Origin of the sequence: Haloferula luteola (genome assembly GCF_014201715.1) — a bacterium.
GTDB classification, from domain to species: Bacteria; Verrucomicrobiota; Verrucomicrobiia; order Verrucomicrobiales; family Akkermansiaceae; genus Haloferula; species Haloferula luteola.
In genome coordinates this window covers 204613-224310 of record NZ_JACHFD010000004.1, presented here as the reverse complement: position 1 = coordinate 224310, position 19698 = coordinate 204613, and the positions used below count along the sequence as shown (strand labels likewise).

The following is a 19698-nucleotide window of genomic DNA, read 5'->3' as shown; positions in this document are numbered from 1 at the left end:
GGTGATCACTCACGCTTCCTATCGTCGAGAATAGGGTTCAACTCCCTCTCTGTCCACTTTCTGCACGATAATTATGACTCCTTTCAACCTCATCGACCAACCGTGGATCCCGGTTCGTTGGCTTCCATCTTCTGAAACGAGGCGGCCGCCCCAAATCTCTCTCTGCGAGGCCTTTGCGCTTTCGGAAAAAATCGCGGACATCGATGGGGCGCCTCACGAACGCATCGCATTGATGCGACTCTTGGTCTGCATCACTCATGCCGCCCTCGGCGCTCCTTTGGATGCGGATGAATGGGGAGACTTCGGATCCGACCTGGAGATCGCCGTGCCGGCCTATCTGCACCACCCCACCATTCATCCTCGATTTCACCTCCTCGGTCCTGATCCACGGTTTCTTCAAAAGAAACCGAAGTCGCTTGACCCCAAAGATGGCTATCCACTTAGCAAATCTGCCTTCCATCTCTCGTCGGGCAATAACTCCAAACTTCTCGATCACTGGGGAGAAGCACCCCGGCCTTGGACTCCATCCGCCGCTGCTTTGCTCGTCCTCTGCCTTCAAAACTTTTTTGTCGGTGGGAGCATGGCCTCCAAGGTCAAGGGTAACGGGCCTGCCCTTAAAAGCCTCCAAATGCTGCTGAAAGGAGACTCACTTCGCGACAGCATCCTCCGCAATGCGCTCGATCTTGAAACGATCGAGCGCACCGGAGGTCACCTCGGCAAGCCCGTTTGGGAGGGCCCTCCCGATCACAACCTCCTCGCACGCTTGGCGCCAATTTCTTGTGCACTCTGGCTCAGTGATGACCTTCAAACCCTCTTTATCGATCAAGGTCACTCCTACCTCGAATTCGAAGCCTACCGCGACCCGTTTGCTTCCATCGAGATCATCAAAGACGGGAAGAATGAAAAACGTCGCCTCCTCCGCGCAAAACCCGATCAGGGCATCTGGCGCGATCTCCACCTGCTCACCAACCTCACTCACTCTGTCGGTTCCGATGCGGCGCTCAATCTTCAGTGTTTCAATGCCCGTAAGAATCTTGGAGAAACGACGGATCTGTGGGTTGGAGAATTGATCAAGGCGAAGGATGCTAAAATTGAAGACGCCACGGAATCGACTTTCACCATTCCTCAAGCACTTTTCGGCGAGGCTGGACAGCACCTCTACGCAGCGGGAATCGACCATGCCGAGGCCGTCTCCAAATTCCTGTATGGTGCGATCAAAACCTACGGGAAATCCTTGAGCCACGAAAATCCCCCCATCCTCGAGGGAAAGAAACAATTCTGGCACCAGCTCGATCAGAACCATCGGACTCTCATTGAAATGGCGGGCAAGCCGCAGCCAGGACAAGCCGAGATTGGCAGTCACGATGCCAAAGACCCGTGGACCCTTCTCGTGCGCGCAGCGGCCATTCGCGCCTTCAAGTCCGTGTGCCCTCACACCACTCCGCGCCAGATCCAAGCGCATTCCGCAGGTGCCCGTGTCCTGCGGAAAGCTCTCTACCCGAAGCCTCCCGGTGCGACAAAGAATGCCACCCCATCCCAAACCTGACCCTCCATCTGATCTCCCTAACATGAGCCCACCTCCAAACCACGATTCTTTCCTCCAGCGTCTGCAAAGATGCGTGGATGACGACCGCGGCATGCGTGCTTCCTTGCGAAAATACTGGAGCCCCGCCACTCGACACCAAGCCTATCCAATCCTGGGAATCCTCGGTGCTTTGGACGATTCCCGGAAATGTCTTCTCGCCGCCCTCTACGCCGAGCACCCCCTACACAAGGACGGTTTCACCGTAGGCAAAGCCGCGCTACGCCTCGGTGATCGCTCCGACGGAGAGCACCCGTTTGACCGCCATTTCCGGCGGCTTCTAGCTGCCGAGAAACTCGGCAGCGTCGCTGCGCCAGGAGACCTCGCCCACCGGCTTCACCGTCTTGCGATGCGTCTCTCCCGCGAAGCCGTCCCACTCGATTACCACGCAGTGCATCAAAACCTCAACCATTGGAGCTCATGGGCGGACCGTGTCAAACTCGGCTGGGCCTCCGATTTTTGGCAATCGCCTCCCCTTGCTGAAACCTCTCCCGAGCCATGATTCTCACCCAAGCTCGCATTCCATACGACATCGTCGCTCGGCCTTGGAAGGACGGCGGTTTCCGCGACAGCTACGCTTGGCACAAGCGGGTGTGGGAAGCCTTCCCAGGAAGCCCCGAAGCCTCGCGAGACTTCCTCACCCGCCTGGATGATACCGGTCACGATTTCCGGCTGCTCATCCTTTCTCAAGAACCGCCCAGCCGGCCAGATTGGTGCCCCAGTGATCAATGGCAGTCCAAAACCATCGCCGACACCTTCTTCCAGCATCGTCACTATCAGTTTTCGCTGCTCGCCAATCCGACTCGCAAGCGAGTGGTCCGCGACCCCGACGGTCATCGCAAAAAAAACGGTCGGCGCGAAGCTCTCGTCAGCCGCCAGGACCTTATCGATTGGATGTCTCGCAAGGGAGAACAGAACGGATTCGCCCCAGATCTTGTGACTCTCAAAACCCTTCCACGGCCACGCCAAGCCTTTCTCAAAAAAGGGTCCGCAGGACTCCACTGTGCGACTGAGTTCACCGGCACTCTCGAAGTCACTGATCCCGAGCTTTTTCTCCACGCAGCGCACTCCGGCATCGGATCAGCCAAAGCATTCGGCTTCGGCATGCTCTGTCTTTCTCCCCTCTAATATTTTCCCTGAATCCCTTTCCTATTTCCACCATGAATCTCATCGAACTTCACATCCTTCAGTCCTTCCCCGTCTCTTGCCTCAATCGCGATGATGTCGGCTCTCCAAAATCCGCTCTCTTTGGCGGTACCAGACGTGCTCGCATCTCTAGCCAATGTCTCAAGCGCGCCAGCCGACTTCTCGCCCATGATCTGCACCGGGGTTTCGACGGCATCCGCTCACGCTACCTCCTCGCCCCATTCACCGACGCACTGCTTCAGGCCGGTCTGGAAGAGGAGCTTGCAAAGGCCAAAGCCGACGAACTCTGCAAACTCTTCAGCAAGCCCGATAGCAAGAACCCTGATCAAGTCACCACGGCCGTCTACCTCTCGCCCTCCGAAATCGCCAACATCTCCACGGCCATTGCCGCGGGAGAGGAAACCAAGAAAGCGATCAAGAACGCCACTCGCAACGATGCCGCAGACATCGCCCTCTTCGGGCGCATGGTCGCCAACGACGCAAGTCTGAACGTCGAAGGTGCCGCCATGTTCTCCCACGCCCTGTCCACTCACCGCACCGACAACGAAGTCGATTTCTTCTCCGCAGTGGATGACCGCAAAGTGGACTCAGAGGACGCCGGTGCGAGCATGATCGGTACCCTAGAGTTTAATTCCGCCACCTACTACCGCTACCTCGCGATCAATCTCGATCTCCTCGCCAGCCCCCAACACCTCGCCGGGCTCAGTGACGACGAGAGAAAAGATATTCTCAGGACCTTCATTCGCTCCGCCCTCGTCGCGGTCCCCGGCGCTCGCAAGAATTCAATGAACGCCGGCACCCTGCCCCACGAAGTGCTCGGCATCCGCAAACCCACCGGTCAGCCCCTCCAACTCATCAACGCCTTCGAGAATCCCGTAAAAGCCCATGACAACGGCTTTGCCGAAGCATCGCTGGTGGCCATGAACCAACATCTCGCCGACATCGAACGAATTTGGGGAGACCAAGGCGAAAAACTCTATCTCACTCAGACCCCCGGCGGCATCGATGCCTTCATTCACCAACTCCTCGGCTGATCCCATGTCCTCCCTCGCCTTCTACATCGACGCTCCCCTCCAATCCTGGGGTGCGTCCTCCAAATTCCAGCTCCGGGAAACCCAAAACTTTCCCACCAAATCCGCCATCGTCGGCCTGCTCGCCGCCGCCATGGGCATCGACAAATACTCTCCGCAAGAACCCGCCCAGCTCGCTCCCATCGCCTCCCTCCACCTCACTGTGGTCAAACTCCCCAAGCCAGTCGCAACCACCCGGCTCACCGACTTTCACACCATTGGCGGTGGCTACGATAGGAAGGCCTCCACACGTGAGAAAATGAGCATCCCTCAAAAAGCATCAGGCGCCCCTTTTGGCACCGTCATCACCCGCCGCAGCTATCTCACAGACGCCGCCTTTGCCGCGATTCTTAGCGGCGACTCTGAGGTCCTCGTCGAACTCCATCAAGCTCTCCTCGACCCAATTTGGGGCGTCTGGTTTGGGCGCAAGTCTTGCATCCCCGCCACTCCCCTCACTCCCACCTTGGGAGACGATGAAGCTCAGGCCTTCAACGCCCTCCTTAATACGATTCCCGGCATTTCCCCAGGTCCACTCGATCACTTCGAATTCCAGCAAGAAGTCGAAACCTCCCAGCCTGGAGATGGCACCTTTTATCCCAATGACCAACCCATCGCCTTCGGCGCCCATCATGGCCCAGTGCCCACCGCCTACCCCGCGCGACCCGTCCGCCATCACCGCCCCACCCCTTAACTCCCGTGCCCATCTTCGAACGTCCCCCGCTCGACAGCCTCACGCCCGCACGGGACCGCTGGACGCCCATCTACCTTGAGAAAGGCCGCCTCGAAGTGGATGATGCTTCGGTCAAATGGATTGGAGCCGACGGTTTCATCACTCGCCTCCCCGTCGCCACCCTTTCCGCCCTCATTCTCGGTCCCGGCACCACCCTCACCCACGCGGCCATCAAAACCTGTGCCCAGTCGAATTGTCCCGTCTTCTGGATGGGCGAAGACGGCATGCGCTTTTACGCCTTCGGCATCACGCCCAATCACGACAACTCAATGGCCCGCCTCCATGCCGATGCCTGGGCCCACAGGCGAAAACGAGCCGAAGTCGCCCGGCGCATGTTTCTCAATCGCTTTCCTGAAGCGCGTGTCCAAGGACTTTCCATCCAGCAACTACGGGGGATGGAAGGGAGACGAGTCAAGGCTACCTACGCAGAACTCGGCAGCCAATTCGGCGTCATTTGGAAAGGCCGCGACTACAAAACTTCTAACTGGAGCCTCGCCGATGGCATCAACCGTGCCCTTTCCGCCTCCAATGCCTCACTTTACGCCCTCACCGCGGCTGTTTGCTGTTCCATGGGCTTTCTTCCCCAACTGGGATTTGTCCACCAAGCCGGCACCCTGCCCTTCATCTATGACGCAGCGGATCTCTACAAACACCAAACCTCCTGGCCTGCCGCCTTCGAAGCCCTGTCCATCGACCCAAAGGATGACGGCTCCCTCGTGCGCAAGATTCTCAAACGCCGTATCGAGGAAACCCGCATGCTCCGCCGAATGCCGGATGAATTGAAGAAACTCTTCGACAATCTACCGGGCCAAGCTCCGGACGAGTGCGAATTGAATCCTCTGCAACCTCGATCCGACGCATGAGCAACCTCGCTAGTCTGACCCTGTTGTCGCACCAGCTTTGCTCGCCACCGCCATGACGGTCCTCGTCGCCCACAACACCCCACCTGCCATCCGGGGGCACTTAAAACGCTGGTTCATCGAGCCCAGACCCAACGTTTTCATCGGCACCCTCAATGTCCGCACCATCCGTAAGGTGCTGGATTTCGTCTTGCGAAATTCACCTCCTGACTTTGGCCTTCTTGTCATCTCCTCTGCCCCCAATTGCCAAGGCTACGTCATCGAACACATCGGCCCAGAGGGACAAAGCGGACGCCGAGAAGTAGATTTCTCAGGCATTCCCTTGATTGCGGAACAATGGATCGAGCCAGAGAATTGTCCTTTTTGAGACAATCTGTCACACCTTTCTTCGTCAAAATGCCTTCCCATAAATCTTCATAAGTCACTCATAGGTGAAGAGCTCTCCCCACACCCGTGGGGATGACCCGAATGCGTCAGAATCGAATGCGAAACCTACCCGGCTCTCCCCACACCCGTGGGGATGACCCGTCACCTTCGACGGATGATGCCCAAGCCCAACCGCTCTCCCCACACCCGTGGGGATGACCCGCACCCGCCAGAGCGATTTCGCGGATCGTGGAGGCTCTCCCCACACCCGTGGGGATGACCCGGTGGGAGAGTTGGAGGATTACAAACCGGAGCTGCTCTCCCCACACCCGTGGGGATGACCCGTTCCGATACTCGATTGATGGAGGGATTTCTTGGCTCTCCCCACACCCGTGGGGATGACCCGATGAGGATCCGCAGATCCACCCCACGGACTACGCTCTCCCCACACCCGTGGGGATGACCCACACCCACCACACCCACAACACACACAACACCAGCTCTCCCCACACCCGTGGGGATGACCCGTGGTGAGACTCTGCACCGATGGCACCCGTAACGCTCTCCCCACACCCGTGGGGATGACCCGCGACCGGCGATCTGGGCATGGAGAATGCGGCGGCTCTCCCCACACCCGTGGGGATGACCCGCCGCCAAAGATGCTCCGAAACGCCCACAGAGCGCTCTCCCCACACCCGTGGGGATGACCCAGAGCTGCGCGAGGAAGAAATCAGCTTCCGGGTGCTCTCCCCACACCCGTGGGGATGACCCGTGGCAGAGGTGACGGACCGCATCGTCAGGGAGGCTCTCCCCACACCCGTGGGGATGACCCGAGGGGTCAATCATCTGGAGAGGAAACACCATGGCTCTCCCCACACCCGTGGGGATGACCCGCCGCCAGACCGATTCCCCCAACCCTCCCGGGGGCTCTCCCCACACCCGTGGGGATGACCCGCACCACCAACCACCATGAAACGCACCCTCGCAGCTCTCCCCACACCCGTGGGGATGACCCGATTGGTCAACGTGCCCGAGGGAGCACCGTCGGGCTCTCCTCACTCCCCTTTTCCGAACACCTCGCCGAGTCGGGAGCGTCGCGGAGATGGGGCCTGTTCCTGGGGGACCCGGCTGTCCGCTTCGCACCTTCCAGCTGCCTTCGGTGCCGCGGTAACTGGTGACTCCTTACCCCCCTCGATAAGCGATCCTCGAGGGATTCACACATCGCGTGATTGGCGGCAGCCGCGGCTTAAGAAGCAGCTCAAAGGAGGTATTCCATCTCCGTAAAGGTCTCATCATCAATCTCAAACCTTTCTCCCAAAGGCTGAAGATTTCGCTTCCCTAGAACTACGTAGTTCTGCTCAATTTGCAGCCGAGCTTGCAAATCCGGGCTCTCCTCCCTGATGCCCCTTCGTCGTTCCCATCCCAGCAAATTGGCGGTCTCTCGTCGACTCATGGGTGAACACGAAATAGGGAAAGCTTTACTGAACCCTCTCGGCATGTCGGCCGACCCCTGGACTCATCCCAACGAGGTCCAACCTCTCGCCCGAAGCCTCCCTGAGCCCCCTCTTTTCCGATCGGTTGGAACGCATCGAGTTCGACACCCCGGGCCGCGGCATCGTGCGTGCCTGGGGTGTCGTCTCCTCCAGGAACGCCAACTCCCTGCCCACGACCCCGAAATGCCCGGAAGGCTTTCGCCCGCGGTGGGTGGGCCCAGCCCGCACCCATCGACTCCGCCACAGGGATGGGAACCGCCATCGCCGTCACGCCAGGATCCCCGTTTCTGAGCTGCTCCGACCTTCTTTGCTCCTGAAGGCGTCCTCCCTTTTTTGCCCTTCCTCTCCCCATGATCCCCGCTGTTTTCCACCCTTCCGCGCGAAGGGCCTCGCTCGCGCTGTTCGGAGCCTTGGCTCTCCACCTCCACGGCGCGATTTCGATCGGCCAAGTGATTCTCCCCTCCAGCACCATCCCGGTGAAGTTTACGGAAAGCTTGTCAGGGCCGCTTTTGGAAAGCGACGCGAGCCCATGGTCCCTCACCTTCGCCACGTACCGATTCCCGATCCGCCTGTCTTCCCAAATCGCCGACGCACCCACGATTGCCACCGCCGAGGACGGGCAATCGAAGAACTTTCACGGATGGAATCTCTCCTCCCTCCCTTCATCCCCATTTCTTACCATGGCGATGAATGCCCAGCCCCTCTCTCTGCCAAAGGACGAAATCGATTCCATTTTCCCAGACGATGGGGCGAATCCTTTGCCGGAACCCTCCGAAACTCTCCCCCCACCCCTTCCACCGGGGCTCCCTGACATGGAGGATCGACCGATGTCTCCATGGGTGCCCTGACAGGTCCAGAAAACGCGGTCTCCCACCGAAAACTCCCTCTCGGCACTTTCGACCTGGCGCGAGCGAACTCCGAGGCGAGGGAGGCCATCCCGTGGGCCCAAGGCGGGAAGCCGGGAGGACTTAGCCTGTAGCCAGCCAGGCCCGCCAGCCTCCGAAAGCCGTGATCTCCTCCGCGCCGAGGATCGCTCTCGATTCCGCAATGAATCCGGGGAGTTCCTGGCCATCGGCGAGCTTCACTTTTCCTATGCCCAAAGGCCCAGGAATCCCCGCCACGAATTCCCCAAATGAGTGGGCATCCAGCGACCACACTTCGACGGCAATCTCCGCACCCTGAAACTCGTCCCGAACCAAGGCAGGCCGCACCGGCACATCGCCGCTCGCCGGCATCGCATAAAGGCGATAGCAGGCGGCCGTGGTCGTGCGCGCGACGAATCGGGCTCCCCGATCCACGAGCTGATGATGAAGAGCCAAGCCTTCGAGGTGAGCACCGCACACGACGACGGGGATCCCCAGCGGCAGCGGGCGGGCCTCTTTCTCCCCGGTGAAAGTAGCAGCGGCCGCCAGCAACGAGGCATCCGCTCCCGCCGGTGCCGCCAGAGTGACGCCCCATGGCACCTGCCCGTCCCGCGCCCGCCCAGCTGGAATCGCCACGGCGCACAGATCGAGGAGGTTCATGAAATTCGTGTAGCGCCCGAGCGTAGCATTGGTCCGGTAAGGCTCCTCGATCACGGCTTCCACCCGGTAGAGGCAAGGGGTGGTTGGCAAGAGCAGCAGGTCGATCTGCCGCCAAACTTTCTCAGCCTGGCGAGCCCAGGCGCGCAGTTGATCCTGGGCTTTGAAGGTTTGGGCAGCATCCCAGCCACGCGATCCCTCAAGGATCTTCCGAGTGACCGGGAAAATTTCATCGGGATGAGCTTCCACGAAGTCCCCGACGGCAGCCCAACGTTCGGCGACCCACGGTCCTTCATAGAGCAACTTGGCCGCTTCCACAAACGGCGTGAGGTCGATCTCGACGACTTCAAAGCCCAAGGCAGCGGCCCGCTCGACCGCCGCAGCAAACAAGCCGGGCGTGTCAGGATCTCCCGCAAAATCGAGCTCCCGCGGCACGCCGATGCGCCTACCTAGGGGACGATGGACGCCGATGGTCCGCGCGTAAGGATCCGTTTCATCAAATACCGCAGCGACGTTCATGATCTCGGCGGCATCCGCGACGGAATGCGCAAAGACGGAAACGCAATCCAGCGAGCGACAGGCGGGTACGACTCCCGTGGTACTAAGCAGTCCCTTGGAGGGTTTCCAGCCAATCAATTCCTGAAAGGCCGCGGGAACCCGCCCGGAGCCCGCCGTATCGGTGCCGAGGGAGAACACACAAATCCCGGCAGCCACCGCTGATGCACTGCCCGAACTGGAACCTCCCGGCAACCATTCAGGGGCCACCGCATTGCGCGCCGTCCCATGCGGTGAGCGAGTGCCGACCAGGCCCGTGGCAAACTGGTCCAGGTTCCCCTTCCCCACGGGAATCGCCCCGGCTGCCCGCAGGCTGCTCACGACTCCGGCATCCGCCGTAGGAACGTAGCCAAATGACGGGCAGGCTGCGGTCGTCGGCCACCCGGCAACGTCGATGTTGTCCTTGGCAACGAAGGGCACCCCCCACAAGGGAAGGGAACGATCCATGGCCTCCACTTCGGCCGCCAGCGCCTCCAGTTGCTCTTCCGAGGGCAGATAAAGAAAGGTTGCAGGATCCTCCCACTCGACGATGCGGGCGCGAACTTCATTCAGCACTTCCCGCACGGTCGCGCCTGCCGCGTATTGTTCGCGCACCCAGTTCAAGGTCATCTTTTCCATGGCTTTGATGGTTTGGTTCACCGCTCCCTAACGATCGCCAGTCGCTGCCCGGCGCGGACGCTCCCGCCCTCCGCCACCAGCACTTCAACGATTTCGATTTCCGCCTCCGCTTCGACGGGCATCTCCATTTTCATGGCTTCCAAAATCATCACTCCTCCGCCGGCGGCAATCGATTCCCCCACCCCGGCCAGCACTTTCCAGACACTCCCGGTGACCGGGCTCTCGATCGCCAGGCAGCCCTCGGGAATCGTCAACTCCTCCTCGTCCTCGATTTCACTCTCCACCGGTGCGTCCATGTTCAACCCAGCCGCTTCCCAGCGCTCGCGCTCGTCCTGGAAGGCGCCCCGCTGATGGAGACGGAAGGCTTCGATTTCCTCTGCGTGCTCATCGAGAAACTTCTCGTAGTCCGCAAAGCGGAACACCTCTTCTTCGATTTTGAGCTGATGCCTGCCGAGGGGGACCTCTTCGCGGAGTTTCATCAACTCCTCCGCACTCACGGGATAGAAGCGAAGTTGGTCGAAGAAACGCAGCAGCCAGGGCTCCGAGAAATCCGGAGTCTTTCGCCAGCGGTTCCAAACCGGGATCGTCCTCCCGGTGAATTGATAGCCCCCTGGTCCTTCCATCCCATAGATGCAGAGGTAGGCACCGCCGATGCCCACGGCGTTCTCCGGCGTCCAGGTCCGAGCCGGGTTGTATTTCGTCGTCACCATGCGATGCCGGGGATCCAGCGGCGTGGCCACGGGCGCCCCAAGGTAGACGTCTCCCAGACCCATCACCAGATACGACGCATCGAAGAAAATACGATACACCTCGTCGATCGATTCCAGACCATTGATTCGGCGAATGAACTCAAGATTGCTCGGACACCAGGGCGCATCCGGCCGCACACTCTGCATGTACTTTTGAATGGCTTCCCGGGTGCTCGGGTCATCCCAGCTCAGAGGGAGGTGAACGATCCGCGTGGGAACCTCAATCTCCTCAAGGGGCGGCAACGCGAGGATGCCCTCCCGGAGCAGGCTTCCCAAGGTCTCCCGACCGATCGTCTGAGGATCATAGTGCACCTGCAACGAGCGGATGCCCGGCGTAAGGTCAACGACCCCCGCTAGGTTCTTTTCCTTCAGCCATTCATAGACCACGTGCACTTTGAAGCGCAGCTTGAGATCGAGGTGATGGGGACCGAACTCGATCAGCAAATAGCGGTCGCCGGCACGGCGCATCACCACGGCCTCGTCCCCCTCCCCCCATTCGGCGAGGATCGGCGAACCCAGGCTCCCGGATCGGGCATCTTCTCCCGTGCCCGCCTGGATCGGGGAAACCAAAGCGTCGGCTCCGACCGCTCCCTGGAGGAACGCGTCGACCACCTCAGATTGTCGCGAAGCCCAAGCTTCATCGACAGGAACGAAGGTGATCCGGTCGCCGGGTCGCAGCTGTCCGAGCTTCCACAATTCGGCATCGACCACCACGCAGGGACAGACAAATCCGCCGAGACTGGGCCCATCAGGTCCGAGAATCACCGGCATATCTCCCGTGAAATCGACAGCGCCGATGGCGTAGGCATTGTCATGGAGATTGGAGGGATGAAGGCCTGCCTCACCGCCATCCTTGCGCGCCCACTTCGGCTTCGGACCGATCAATCGCACTCCCGTGCGGGCGGAATTGTAGTGCACCTCCCAGCGGGTGCTGAAAAAGGTCTCGATGTCATCCGGCGTGAAAAAATCGGGGGCACCATGAGGGCCATACAGAACGCCAATCTGCCATTCGTGAGGGATCGGCACCCCACCCCCGGCGCCACGTTCGGCATCCGGCCAAGGCGTGGAGTGGCCTCCATCACCGCCGATTCCGAGCACATCGCCCGGAAGAAGCGCACGGCCAAAGGGCCCACCAAAGCGCCCTAGGGTGAAAGTGGAAGCGCTTCCAAGATAGCTCGGAGACTCCAATCCCCCGGCCACCGCCAAATACGCACGCATGCCGGCGCCCTCAATACGCCCGACCCGTACCACATCTCCGGCCACGACTTCGAACACCTCTTCGACCCGATCACCATTGCGGGTGACCTTCGCCTCGGCACCGCTCACCGCCACCCGACAGGGAGCATTGAATCGAAGCGTGGGCCCGGTCATCGTGATCTCCAAGCCCGGGGTGCCATCGGGGTTGCCGACCAGGCGATTCGCGCGGCGGAACGACAGCGAATCAAAGGGCCCACAGGGGGGAACCCCTACCTCCCAGTAGCCCACCCTCCCGGGGAAATCCTGAACGGTGGTCATCGTACCTGGCGATTGCACATCCATGGTTCGGGGCTGGTAAACGAACGAAGCCATGTCGCGCATGGCAACACCGCCCTGCACAAAGGCCTCCCACCGGACCACCCCACGCAAATAGCGGAGGTTGGTCTCGATCCCTGAAATACGGGTGGCATCAAGGGCATCCGCGAGTTTCTGGACTGCCCTCTGACGATCCTCGGCGTGGACCATCACCTTGCTCAGCAGCGGATCATAAAAGGGGCTGATTTCGGTTCCCGGACTTACCCATCCATCGCAACGTGCATCGCTCGGAAACGTCGCTTCAGTGAGCAACCCCGCACTTGGCAGGAAATCCTTGTGAGGGTCTTCGGCATAGAGTCGGGCCTGGATCGCATTTCCCGAGGCGGGCGGCACCTCCTCGGGCATGGTCCAATCCGGATCGAGGGCCAGTCGCAGCATCCATTCGACCAGATCCAGTCCATGCACCAACTCAGTGATGCCATGCTCCACCTGCAAGCGGGTGTTGACCTCAAGAAAGAAGAAGTCACCCCGGTCGGCATCGTAAATGAATTCGACGGTCCCGGCAGATCGATAGTGAACACTCTCCCCGAGCTGGATGGCCGCCGTGCGCAAGGCCACACGAGTGGCCTCGCTCAACCCCGGCGCCGGGGTTTCCTCGAAGACTTTCTGATTGCGCCGCTGCACCGAACAATCCCGCTCGCAGAAGCCCAGCACCCGGCCTTTGCCATCGCCGAAGATCTGCACTTCGATGTGCCGTCCCCGTTCGATGAACCGCTCGAGAAACACCCCACCCGAGCCGAAGCTCCGCTCACTCAGCCGCACCACGCTTTCAAACTCACGGCGCAATTCGGCGGCATCTCGGCAAACTTTCATCCCAATACCCCCGCCACCCGCCGTGCTCTTGAGCATCACCGGATAACCGATTTCCTCCGCGGCGGCGAGCGCAGCAGCGGCATCGGCAAGGAGGTCGGTTCCCGGGACCAAGGGCACGCCCGCCTCCCCCGCAAGCCTCCGTGCTTCGTGCTTCAACCCAAAGGCAATGATCTGCTCCGGCGTCGGGCCCAACCATTTCACCCCGGCGTCCTCACACATCCGGGCAAATTCGGTGTTCTCACTGAGCAATCCGTACCCGGGAAAAACCGCCGCCGCTCCCGTCTCGCCCGCGATTTCGATCAGGCGCTCTTTGCGCAAATAGCTCTCAGATACCGGACCCGGGCCCAGGCGATGGGATTCGTCCGCAAGATCCACATGCGGTGAAGCCATGTCCGGATCCGAATACACGGCGATGGCTTTCATCCCCAACGCATGGATCGTGCGGATCGCCCTCGCGGCAATCTCCCCGCGATTGGCGATGAGGATCTTCGAGGGTCGGGAAGCTGGAAACAATGGTGATGACATGGCGCTGCGCGCGGGAAGCGGGTGATTTCAGGAAGCGGATTCGGATATCAGGAGGCCGATTCCGATGGGGTCGGACGGCAGGAAGAAGCTCTCAATCGAAAATGAGAACTTCCACCGGTGTCGGATTCCAACCGTTGCAAGGATTGTTCAACTGCGGGCAGTTTGAAAGGAGGCACACGACATCCATAGCGGCATTCATTTCGACGTACCGTCCGGGAGCGGAAATGCCGTCCGCAAAGCTCAACTGACCGTCCGGGGTGACCGGCACGTTCATGAAAAAGTTGATGTTGCAGGTGATGTCGCGCTGAGTCAGCCCATCCCGCCATTCCTGGGCCCCACGGATGAAGCTATCCCGACAGGCGTGCATGCACTCCTTGTCGTGAGCATAGCGCATGGTATTTGACTCCCGCGAACAAGCCCCTCCGAGAGTGTCGTGACGCCCGCAGGTGTCGGCGGTGATCTCCAACAGGACCCTGCCCTCGGTGCTCATCAACTGCGTTCCGGTCGTAAGGTAAAGGGCCTGCTGGGCCTGGATGGTCCGGTCGGCGCTGTAGCGATCCGTCGGATCAGCCGCATTGTAAAAGAGCGTATCCGCTGCCTGATTCCCTTCGAGATCAAGGATGCGCAACGTTTGGCCTGCTTTGATTTCATGCGTCCACCAATCTCCAGCAGGAATGACTTTTCGATAAACCGCCGTGGCAGGATCAAGAGGGCTCGTCTTCATCAGAAACGGAGAGTGTGATAGGTTTCATTGTTCTCCCAGGCCCGCAGGTTCTCCGGCCGGATCTGCAAACTGGCGTCATCGAGAGCCGGGGTCTCCCCTTCCAGCACCTCCAACTTCACCTTGCGGGGATGATACTCGGGATCCGGATCCAGCGGATGCTGGCAGGTATTCAACACGACCAACGTATCCAGTTCGAATCGCAGCTCCACCGAGTCTCCGGCCTGAGTGTGACCGGGAACAAAAGTGAGGCGGCCGGCATCATCACTGACCACCTTACTGAACCAATTGAGATTCGGCACCAGGTCCTTTTTCCCGAGACCCCATTTCGACAATTCGATGAGAAAAGCTTCCCGCGCATTGCGGTACCAATCATTTCTCGCCTCCTGATAACGACATTCGCCGTACTTCGATTCGACGAGGGCCGCATCCGAATGGCCGCACACCGTATCATGCCAACCCACGCGGTCGTCGACGATCGATGCGATCAAACGTCCCATGTCCGAGTGCAGACAGTAGGGAGCGCGCAGGTAGAAGATGTGCTGCCCCTTCAAGGTATCAGGCATGTTGTAGCGCTCCTGGCGCTCAAGGGCATTGTAGAGAAGCATCCCGACATTGGCCCCGCCTTCCAAATCGGTGAGGCGAAGCCGTTTTCCACGGGACAGGACGGCCGACCACATTCCGGCGCCTTCGAGCGTTCGTTCGAGAAGTGTTTTCATGGGCTCCAATCATCCTTCCGCCATGCGCTTCGCGTGAAGCGGCGGAATCAAGTGCGGGGTGAGAGTGAGTTGGGCGGTCTTGACGCCTTTGCAGGTGACCAGCTTGTTGGCGATATCGCGCAAGGTTTTCGCAGGCCCCTGCATCAGGATCACCTCAAGCACGTGGTCGTCCTCCAACAGGACATGTTGTGAGGAAATGACTTCTGCGATGTGTTCGCGGAAAATGCGGGATAGATCGCGCAGCAAGGTGCTTTTCGATTCGTCGTAAACCAGAGTCAACGTCCCAGCCATCACCTCCGTTCCAATGCGACTGAGGTGTTGGGCGGCATGTTGGTGGATCATTTCCGCCACTGCCTGAGAACGGCTGTCGAATCCACGGGCCGCCACCAAGCGGTCGAGAAACTGGTAAGTTTCCTCCGGCATCGAAACCGTCACCCGCTTCACTCCTTCATTGGAATCGTCGTTCGCCATCGCCGCCGATCCATAAGCAGGGCCAGGGCCAGTATGAAGAACTTTTTTTTTCTTCACACTTTTGCACCCATCCGAAACAGGGTCGCCGGGGATTTGGGACTTGATCGCCGGACCTCGCTTTCCCTAGCGGCCCACCCATCCTGCCATGGTTCGAGTCATCGCCCAGCGGGCGGGGGGCAGGTGCTGGAGGGTGCGAAAAACCCATCGCCGCGGGAGGGCCAATCCATCGAAATCCGATTGGAAAAGCGGCGTCAGCCCCCGCGTTGCCCACGAATAGTAGGTGAGCTGGAGGCGTCGAGCGGCCGAGTAACGAGCCAGTGCCTCGGACATTGGATAGCGTTCCAGACACTGGGCGAGGGTCGATGCGTCGCGCAGCGCAAGGTTCACACCTTGCCCGAGCTGCGGGCTCATGGCATGGGCGGCATCCCCCAGCAAGACCAGTCCTTCCTTGTGCCAGGACCACTGCCGGACATCGCCGTAGCGCGCGGTGAGGATCTGATCGCCCGTCTCGATCTGCTGCAGCCATCCCTCAGCTTGGGGAACCAACGATACGATGCGGGCTTTCCAGACATCCAGAGGCTCGGCACGCCATCGCGCGTCCTGATCCAGCCGGATGCTCCAGAACAAACTGGTCAGGGCCTCGGTCTGGTCCAGACCCCGGCTTTCCATCATCCTTTTGTGCTGTCATGGGCATCTTTGCGTGGGTGTCTTCCATCCAGTCCCGCAAAGTCTTGCAGATTACGCAGTCCATTCGTGTGAATTTCGTGTGGAATCTTCCAAGGTCTGTCGCAGCGGCACCACCTATCAAGATCAGATTGCCCATGCAGTTCGAGCTCACCATCCTCCCGCATCGCATGGTCCGGGTCGCACTCTCACGGAGTTCTTGCCGGAATCCCGCTTGATTGCCGCTCACCTTCTCGCCTTTGAGGAGCCTTGCCGAGACAAACAAATTCGCTACCGTAATCGTGATGGAAATCCCATTGCGCACCTCCGCCAAGAAGCAACGCAAGTTCCTCCCTGGGAGGCTGCTCTATTTGGGCGAAGGAGCGGCATGGAAGGATATTCTCGTGGAAATTCATGATAGGAATCTGGATGAAAGACCGACTCTCATTCCAGCAGTGGCCGAGCCGCAACTGATCTGGCAAATGTCCGGTCACGTTCTGTGCTCGGACAGGGATTTGGACGGAAACTGGAACACGCATGAGTCCGAGCCAGGGGTATTATTTCTGTCCACCTCTCCTGAGCCCTATGAACTGAAATGGAAAGCCCTCGGCAAAGACCCGCTGGTGGTGATGCACGTGACCCTTGGCTTGCCATTCTTCGCCCGCGCGGCACAGGAGCTTGATGGACCCTCTGCAAAAATTCCCCGACTCAAGGAAATCAATGCCTTCCGCGATCCCACCATCATTTCATTTCTGGAGATGCTGCGTCGGGAGGTTTCCGAACAAAAGACCGCAAGCATCTCCTTCGTCCAAGGGATCGCCCAAAGCCTGGCAACCTACCTTGTCAGGACCTATCGCGATGATGAAACCCGGACTCCTCATCGTTCCCCGGCTCTTCCCGCCTTTCATCTTCTCCGGGTGTTGAAATTGATGGACGCATCGATTGAAGAAGGTATTCACGTTGGCAAACTGGCCGAGGCGGTCCAAATGAGCGAAGCACACTTCTCCCGCTTGTTCAAAAGGAACACTGGGTTCTCTCCTTCACATTACTTCATTCGCCAGCGGGTGGCGAAGGCGCAGGAATTATTGCGCGAGACCCATAAACCGATCATCGAGATCGGATCGGATGTCGGATACGGTAACCCGAGCCACTTCGCTCATGTGTTCCGGAAGGAAACAGGGATTACTCCAAGCGAATACCGGGAAAGGACCATTGAAGACCTGCCCACGGAAGATTTCAGCAGAATTTCGATAGCCTGAGCAGATTCACGGGAGAAAGCCGATCTCGACGGGTCTATGGATGGCGCGTGGTGAAAATCATACTGCTGCTTCGAAGCCCAAATCCGATCCCGCTGACTCCTTGCTCAGCACGTCAACTCCTCATCGTCGAATCATGATGGAGCCCGCCAGCGCATCGATCGCCGGAGGTGACTCGCCTTTCGGTGCGGCATCTGTTCAAGCGGCTCAAGCCACGAGCACTCAAACGATGAAGAGAATATTCATCACCGGATCCTCCGACGGTCTAGGCCTCGCCGCGGCTAAAACGCTGGTCGCTGGCGGGCACAAGGTGGTGATGCATGTCCGCTCGAAGGCCCGACTCGAAACCTTGAACGACCTGATGGACAAAGGCGCCGTTGCAACCATTGGAGACCTTTCGAATCTGGATCAAACGAAGGACCTCGCAAGACAAGTGAATGAGATCGGTCGCATGGACGTGGTGATCCACAATGCGGGCGTTTCCTCAGGCCCTCCTGTCCTGCCGATCAACAGTGTCGCTCCCTACGTGCTCACAGCACTGATCGAGCGCCCCAAACGACTCATCTATCTAAGCAGCAGCATGCATGCTGGCGGGACTCCGAAGCTTGATGGGATCGACTGGAGCGGATGCATCACCTCAGGCTCATACTCGGACAGCAAGCTTTTCGTTACCACCCTTGCGATGACCGCTGCCCGGCTCTGGCCGGACTTGCTCAGCAACTCCGTCGATCCCGGATGGGTTCCCACCAAGATGGGAGGCGCGGAAGCTCCGGATGATCTCCGGCTGGGCCACCTGACCCAGGAATGGCTGGCCATCAGCAACGACCCGGAGGCACTCACCAGCGGCGGGTATTGGCATCACCAAAGGCGCTCCGAACCCAGCGCCCACGTCTACGACGAGGATTTCCAGGAACGGCTGCTCGATGCGCTGGCCACGGTAACGGGCGTGAAATGGACCTGACGCTGCCGCCCGCGATCACTCTCTTCAGAATCCACAACATCGAATCGAACTACCATGAGCACCTCCAATCAATCATTCGACAGACGCCGATTCCTGCAATTCACCTCACTTGCCGGAGCAGGGCTGGCGGCGTCGGCCCCTGCAAGCCGGCTCTTTGGCCAGGAAGTGGATTCAGGCAAACTCAACACAGGCACCATCAAATGCCGGGGCTACGCAGCCACCGACACCTCCGGCAAGCTCAGTCCATGGGAGTTCGAGCGCAGACCTGTCGGCGAGCAGGACATTCTCATCGAGATCAAATACGCCAGCATCTGCCACTCCGACATTCACACGATGAAGGGAGACTGGGGCCCACAGATCTATCCTCAGGTGCCCGGGCACGAGATCGTCGGCATCGTGACGGCCGTTGGAAAGAATGTCACTAAGTTCAAGGTGGGGGATCGCGCGGGAGTAGGCTGCATGGTGGATAGCTGCATGGAATGTGGAAGCTGCATGCACGGGGAAGAGCACCTCTGTGACAAGGGAGCTACGGTCTTTACCTATGGCACGCCGGACAAGAGCTCCCCGACCGGAATCACACAGGGAGGTTACTCCAACCACATCGTGGTTAGGGACCATTTTGCCGTTCACATTCCGGACCACATCTCTCTGGAGGAAGCCGCTCCCTTGCTTTGTGCGGGGATCACCACGTATTCCCCGCTGGTGAACGCCAATTTCAAGATCGGCGACAAGATTGGCGTGGCCGGCATCGGCGGCCTGGGCCATATGGCCATCAAACTGGCCGTTTCCAAGGGGGCCGAGGTCTATGCCTTTACGACGTCCCCAGACAAAAAGGACGACATCTTATCCTTCGGAGCCAAGGAGGTGGTCGTGGTCGATGACGTGGCCAAACTGAAGCCTTACAAAGGCCGCCTCGACTACATGATCTCCACCATTCCCGCGCAGTACGATGTCGCCGCCTATGCATCGGTGGTAAAGCCTTTCGGCTTCTACACCCAGGTCGGAATGCCGGTTGGCTTTGAACTGACCTTGAGCAACCTGGCCTTGTCCACAACACGCGTGAACTTCAATGCATCGCTCATCGGAGGCATGCCTGAGACCCAGGAAGTGGTGCACTACTGCGCTGACAACCGAGTGCTGCCGAAGATCGAAATCATCAAGGCGGATCAGATCAATGACGCCTGGACCAAAGTGCTCAACAAGCAAGCCCGCTACCGCTACGTGATCGATGCGAAGACCTTTTGACCACGAGCCATCCTGCCATTCAGGAGTCGCTTGATGGTGATTCAGTCGTATGGACGGACCAGA

The 19698-nt window shown here is 59.5% G+C and carries 18 protein-coding genes and 1 CRISPR repeat array; of the genes, 11 read left to right on the top strand and 7 right to left on the bottom strand.

The window, feature by feature from the left end; translation table 11 throughout:
- Positions 1-73 precede the first annotated feature (73 nt).
- The 7 genes from casA to cas2e are packed head-to-tail and all read left to right on the top strand — an operon-like array spanning position 74 to position 5755.
- Entirely contained in the window at positions 74-1546 is a 1473-nt protein-coding gene (gene casA, locus HNR46_RS05760) for a type I-E CRISPR-associated protein Cse1/CasA (protein WP_184016693.1), read from the top strand.
- Positions 1547-1568: 22 nt separating this feature from the next.
- Positions 1569-2084 (top strand): type I-E CRISPR-associated protein Cse2/CasB, encoded by a 516-nt coding sequence (gene casB / locus HNR46_RS05755; protein ID WP_184016691.1) that lies wholly within the window; start codon positions 1569-1571, stop codon positions 2082-2084.
- Positions 2081-2710 (top strand): type I-E CRISPR-associated protein Cas6/Cse3/CasE, encoded by a 630-nt coding sequence (cas6e, locus tag HNR46_RS05750; RefSeq protein WP_184016690.1) that lies wholly within the window; start codon positions 2081-2083, stop codon positions 2708-2710. Before casB ends, cas6e begins: the two co-directional genes overlap by 4 nt.
- A gap of 32 nt (positions 2711-2742) precedes the next feature.
- Entirely contained in the window at positions 2743-3762 is a 1020-nt protein-coding gene (cas7e, locus tag HNR46_RS05745) for a type I-E CRISPR-associated protein Cas7/Cse4/CasC (protein ID WP_184016687.1), read from the top strand.
- Between the two features lie 4 nt (positions 3763-3766).
- Positions 3767-4489 carry a type I-E CRISPR-associated protein Cas5/CasD gene (cas5e, locus tag HNR46_RS05740; protein WP_184016685.1) on the top strand — a complete coding sequence of 241 codons (723 nt, stop codon included), beginning with the start codon at positions 3767-3769 and terminating at the stop codon, positions 4487-4489.
- Positions 4490-4494: 5 nt separating this feature from the next.
- Positions 4495-5391, top strand: a complete 897-nt coding sequence (gene cas1e, locus HNR46_RS05735; protein WP_184016683.1) for a type I-E CRISPR-associated endonuclease Cas1e — start codon at positions 4495-4497, stop codon at positions 5389-5391.
- Between the two features lie 52 nt (positions 5392-5443).
- A complete protein-coding gene (gene cas2e / locus HNR46_RS05730) occupies positions 5444-5755 on the top strand; it encodes a type I-E CRISPR-associated endoribonuclease Cas2e (RefSeq protein WP_184016681.1) in 312 nt (103 codons plus the stop codon).
- Positions 5756-5826: 71 nt separating this feature from the next.
- A CRISPR array of direct repeats spans positions 5827-6770; the repeat unit is 29 nt; unit sequence GCTCTCCCCACACCCGTGGGGATGACCCG.
- Positions 6771-7012: 242 nt separating this feature from the next.
- Here the strand turns inward: cas2e and HNR46_RS05725 are convergent.
- Positions 7013-7207, bottom strand: coding sequence for a hypothetical protein (locus HNR46_RS05725; RefSeq protein WP_184016679.1), 195 nt, complete (start codon positions 7205-7207; stop codon positions 7013-7015).
- 390 nt (positions 7208-7597) lie between these two features.
- On the opposite strand from HNR46_RS05725, the gene HNR46_RS05720 reads away from it, so the two are divergent.
- A complete protein-coding gene (locus HNR46_RS05720) occupies positions 7598-8095 on the top strand; it encodes a hypothetical protein (protein WP_184016677.1) in 498 nt (165 codons plus the stop codon).
- 120 nt (positions 8096-8215) lie between these two features.
- Here the strand turns inward: HNR46_RS05720 and atzF are convergent, their stop codons facing one another.
- The 6 genes from atzF to HNR46_RS05690 form a co-directional block, all read right to left on the bottom strand.
- A complete protein-coding gene (gene atzF, locus HNR46_RS05715) occupies positions 8216-9940 on the bottom strand; it encodes an allophanate hydrolase (RefSeq protein WP_184016675.1) in 1725 nt (574 codons plus the stop codon).
- Positions 9941-9957: 17 nt separating this feature from the next.
- A complete protein-coding gene (uca, locus tag HNR46_RS05710; RefSeq protein WP_184016673.1) occupies positions 9958-13599 on the bottom strand; it encodes an urea carboxylase in 3642 nt (1213 codons plus the stop codon).
- Positions 13600-13690: 91 nt separating this feature from the next.
- Positions 13691-14323, bottom strand: coding sequence for an urea amidolyase associated protein UAAP2 (locus tag HNR46_RS05705; protein WP_184016671.1), 633 nt, complete (start codon positions 14321-14323; stop codon positions 13691-13693).
- Complete coding sequence (locus tag HNR46_RS05700) at positions 14323-15039, bottom strand: urea amidolyase associated protein UAAP1 (RefSeq protein ID WP_184016669.1); 717 nt, start codon at positions 15037-15039, stop codon at positions 14323-14325. Before HNR46_RS05700 ends, HNR46_RS05705 begins: the two co-directional genes overlap by 1 nt.
- A 9-nt stretch (positions 15040-15048) precedes the next feature.
- A complete protein-coding gene (locus HNR46_RS05695) occupies positions 15049-15567 on the bottom strand; it encodes a CopG family ribbon-helix-helix protein (RefSeq protein ID WP_221285034.1) in 519 nt (172 codons plus the stop codon).
- A 66-nt stretch (positions 15568-15633) separates the two neighbouring features.
- Positions 15634-16182, bottom strand: a complete 549-nt coding sequence (locus HNR46_RS05690; protein ID WP_184016667.1) for an FAD-dependent oxidoreductase — start codon at positions 16180-16182, stop codon at positions 15634-15636.
- 230 nt (positions 16183-16412) lie between these two features.
- On the opposite strand from HNR46_RS05690, the gene HNR46_RS05685 reads away from it, so the two are divergent.
- The 3 genes from HNR46_RS05685 (at position 16413) to HNR46_RS05675 (ending at position 19635) form a co-directional block, all read left to right on the top strand.
- Positions 16413-17432 (top strand): helix-turn-helix domain-containing protein, encoded by a 1020-nt coding sequence (locus HNR46_RS05685; RefSeq protein WP_184016665.1) that lies wholly within the window; start codon positions 16413-16415, stop codon positions 17430-17432.
- A 226-nt stretch (positions 17433-17658) separates the two neighbouring features.
- Positions 17659-18390: an SDR family NAD(P)-dependent oxidoreductase gene (locus HNR46_RS05680; RefSeq protein WP_184016663.1), complete on the top strand. Its 732-nt coding sequence runs from the start codon at positions 17659-17661 to the stop codon at positions 18388-18390.
- Between the two features lie 54 nt (positions 18391-18444).
- Positions 18445-19635 (top strand): NAD(P)-dependent alcohol dehydrogenase, encoded by a 1191-nt coding sequence (locus HNR46_RS05675; RefSeq protein WP_184016661.1) that lies wholly within the window; start codon positions 18445-18447, stop codon positions 19633-19635.
- The last annotated feature ends 63 nt before the right edge of the window (positions 19636-19698 follow it).

Bases quoted from the DNA above. Each gene is read 5' to 3' on its own strand.
- casA (WP_184016693.1), top strand. From the start codon at position 74: ATGACTCCTTTCAACCTCATCGACCAACCGTGGATCCCGGTTCGTTGG.
- casB (WP_184016691.1), top strand. From the start codon at position 1,569: ATGAGCCCACCTCCAAACCACGATTCTTTCCTCCAGCGTCTGCAAAGA.
- cas6e (WP_184016690.1), top strand. From the start codon at position 2,081: ATGATTCTCACCCAAGCTCGCATTCCATACGACATCGTCGCTCGGCCT.
- cas7e (WP_184016687.1), top strand. From the start codon at position 2,743: ATGAATCTCATCGAACTTCACATCCTTCAGTCCTTCCCCGTCTCTTGC.
- cas5e (WP_184016685.1), top strand. From the start codon at position 3,767: ATGTCCTCCCTCGCCTTCTACATCGACGCTCCCCTCCAATCCTGGGGT.
- cas2e (WP_184016681.1), top strand. From the start codon at position 5,444: ATGACGGTCCTCGTCGCCCACAACACCCCACCTGCCATCCGGGGGCAC.
- HNR46_RS05725 (WP_184016679.1), bottom strand. From the start codon at position 7,207: ATGAGTCGACGAGAGACCGCCAATTTGCTGGGATGGGAACGACGAAGG.
- HNR46_RS05720 (WP_184016677.1), top strand. From the start codon at position 7,598: ATGATCCCCGCTGTTTTCCACCCTTCCGCGCGAAGGGCCTCGCTCGCG.
- atzF (WP_184016675.1), bottom strand. From the start codon at position 9,940: ATGGAAAAGATGACCTTGAACTGGGTGCGCGAACAATACGCGGCAGGC.
- uca (WP_184016673.1), bottom strand. From the start codon at position 13,599: ATGTCATCACCATTGTTTCCAGCTTCCCGACCCTCGAAGATCCTCATC.
- HNR46_RS05705 (WP_184016671.1), bottom strand. From the start codon at position 14,323: ATGAAGACGAGCCCTCTTGATCCTGCCACGGCGGTTTATCGAAAAGTC.
- HNR46_RS05700 (WP_184016669.1), bottom strand. From the start codon at position 15,039: ATGAAAACACTTCTCGAACGAACGCTCGAAGGCGCCGGAATGTGGTCG.
- HNR46_RS05690 (WP_184016667.1), bottom strand. From the start codon at position 16,182: ATGATGGAAAGCCGGGGTCTGGACCAGACCGAGGCCCTGACCAGTTTG.
- HNR46_RS05680 (WP_184016663.1), top strand. From the start codon at position 17,659: ATGAAGAGAATATTCATCACCGGATCCTCCGACGGTCTAGGCCTCGCC.
- HNR46_RS05675 (WP_184016661.1), top strand. From the start codon at position 18,445: ATGAGCACCTCCAATCAATCATTCGACAGACGCCGATTCCTGCAATTC.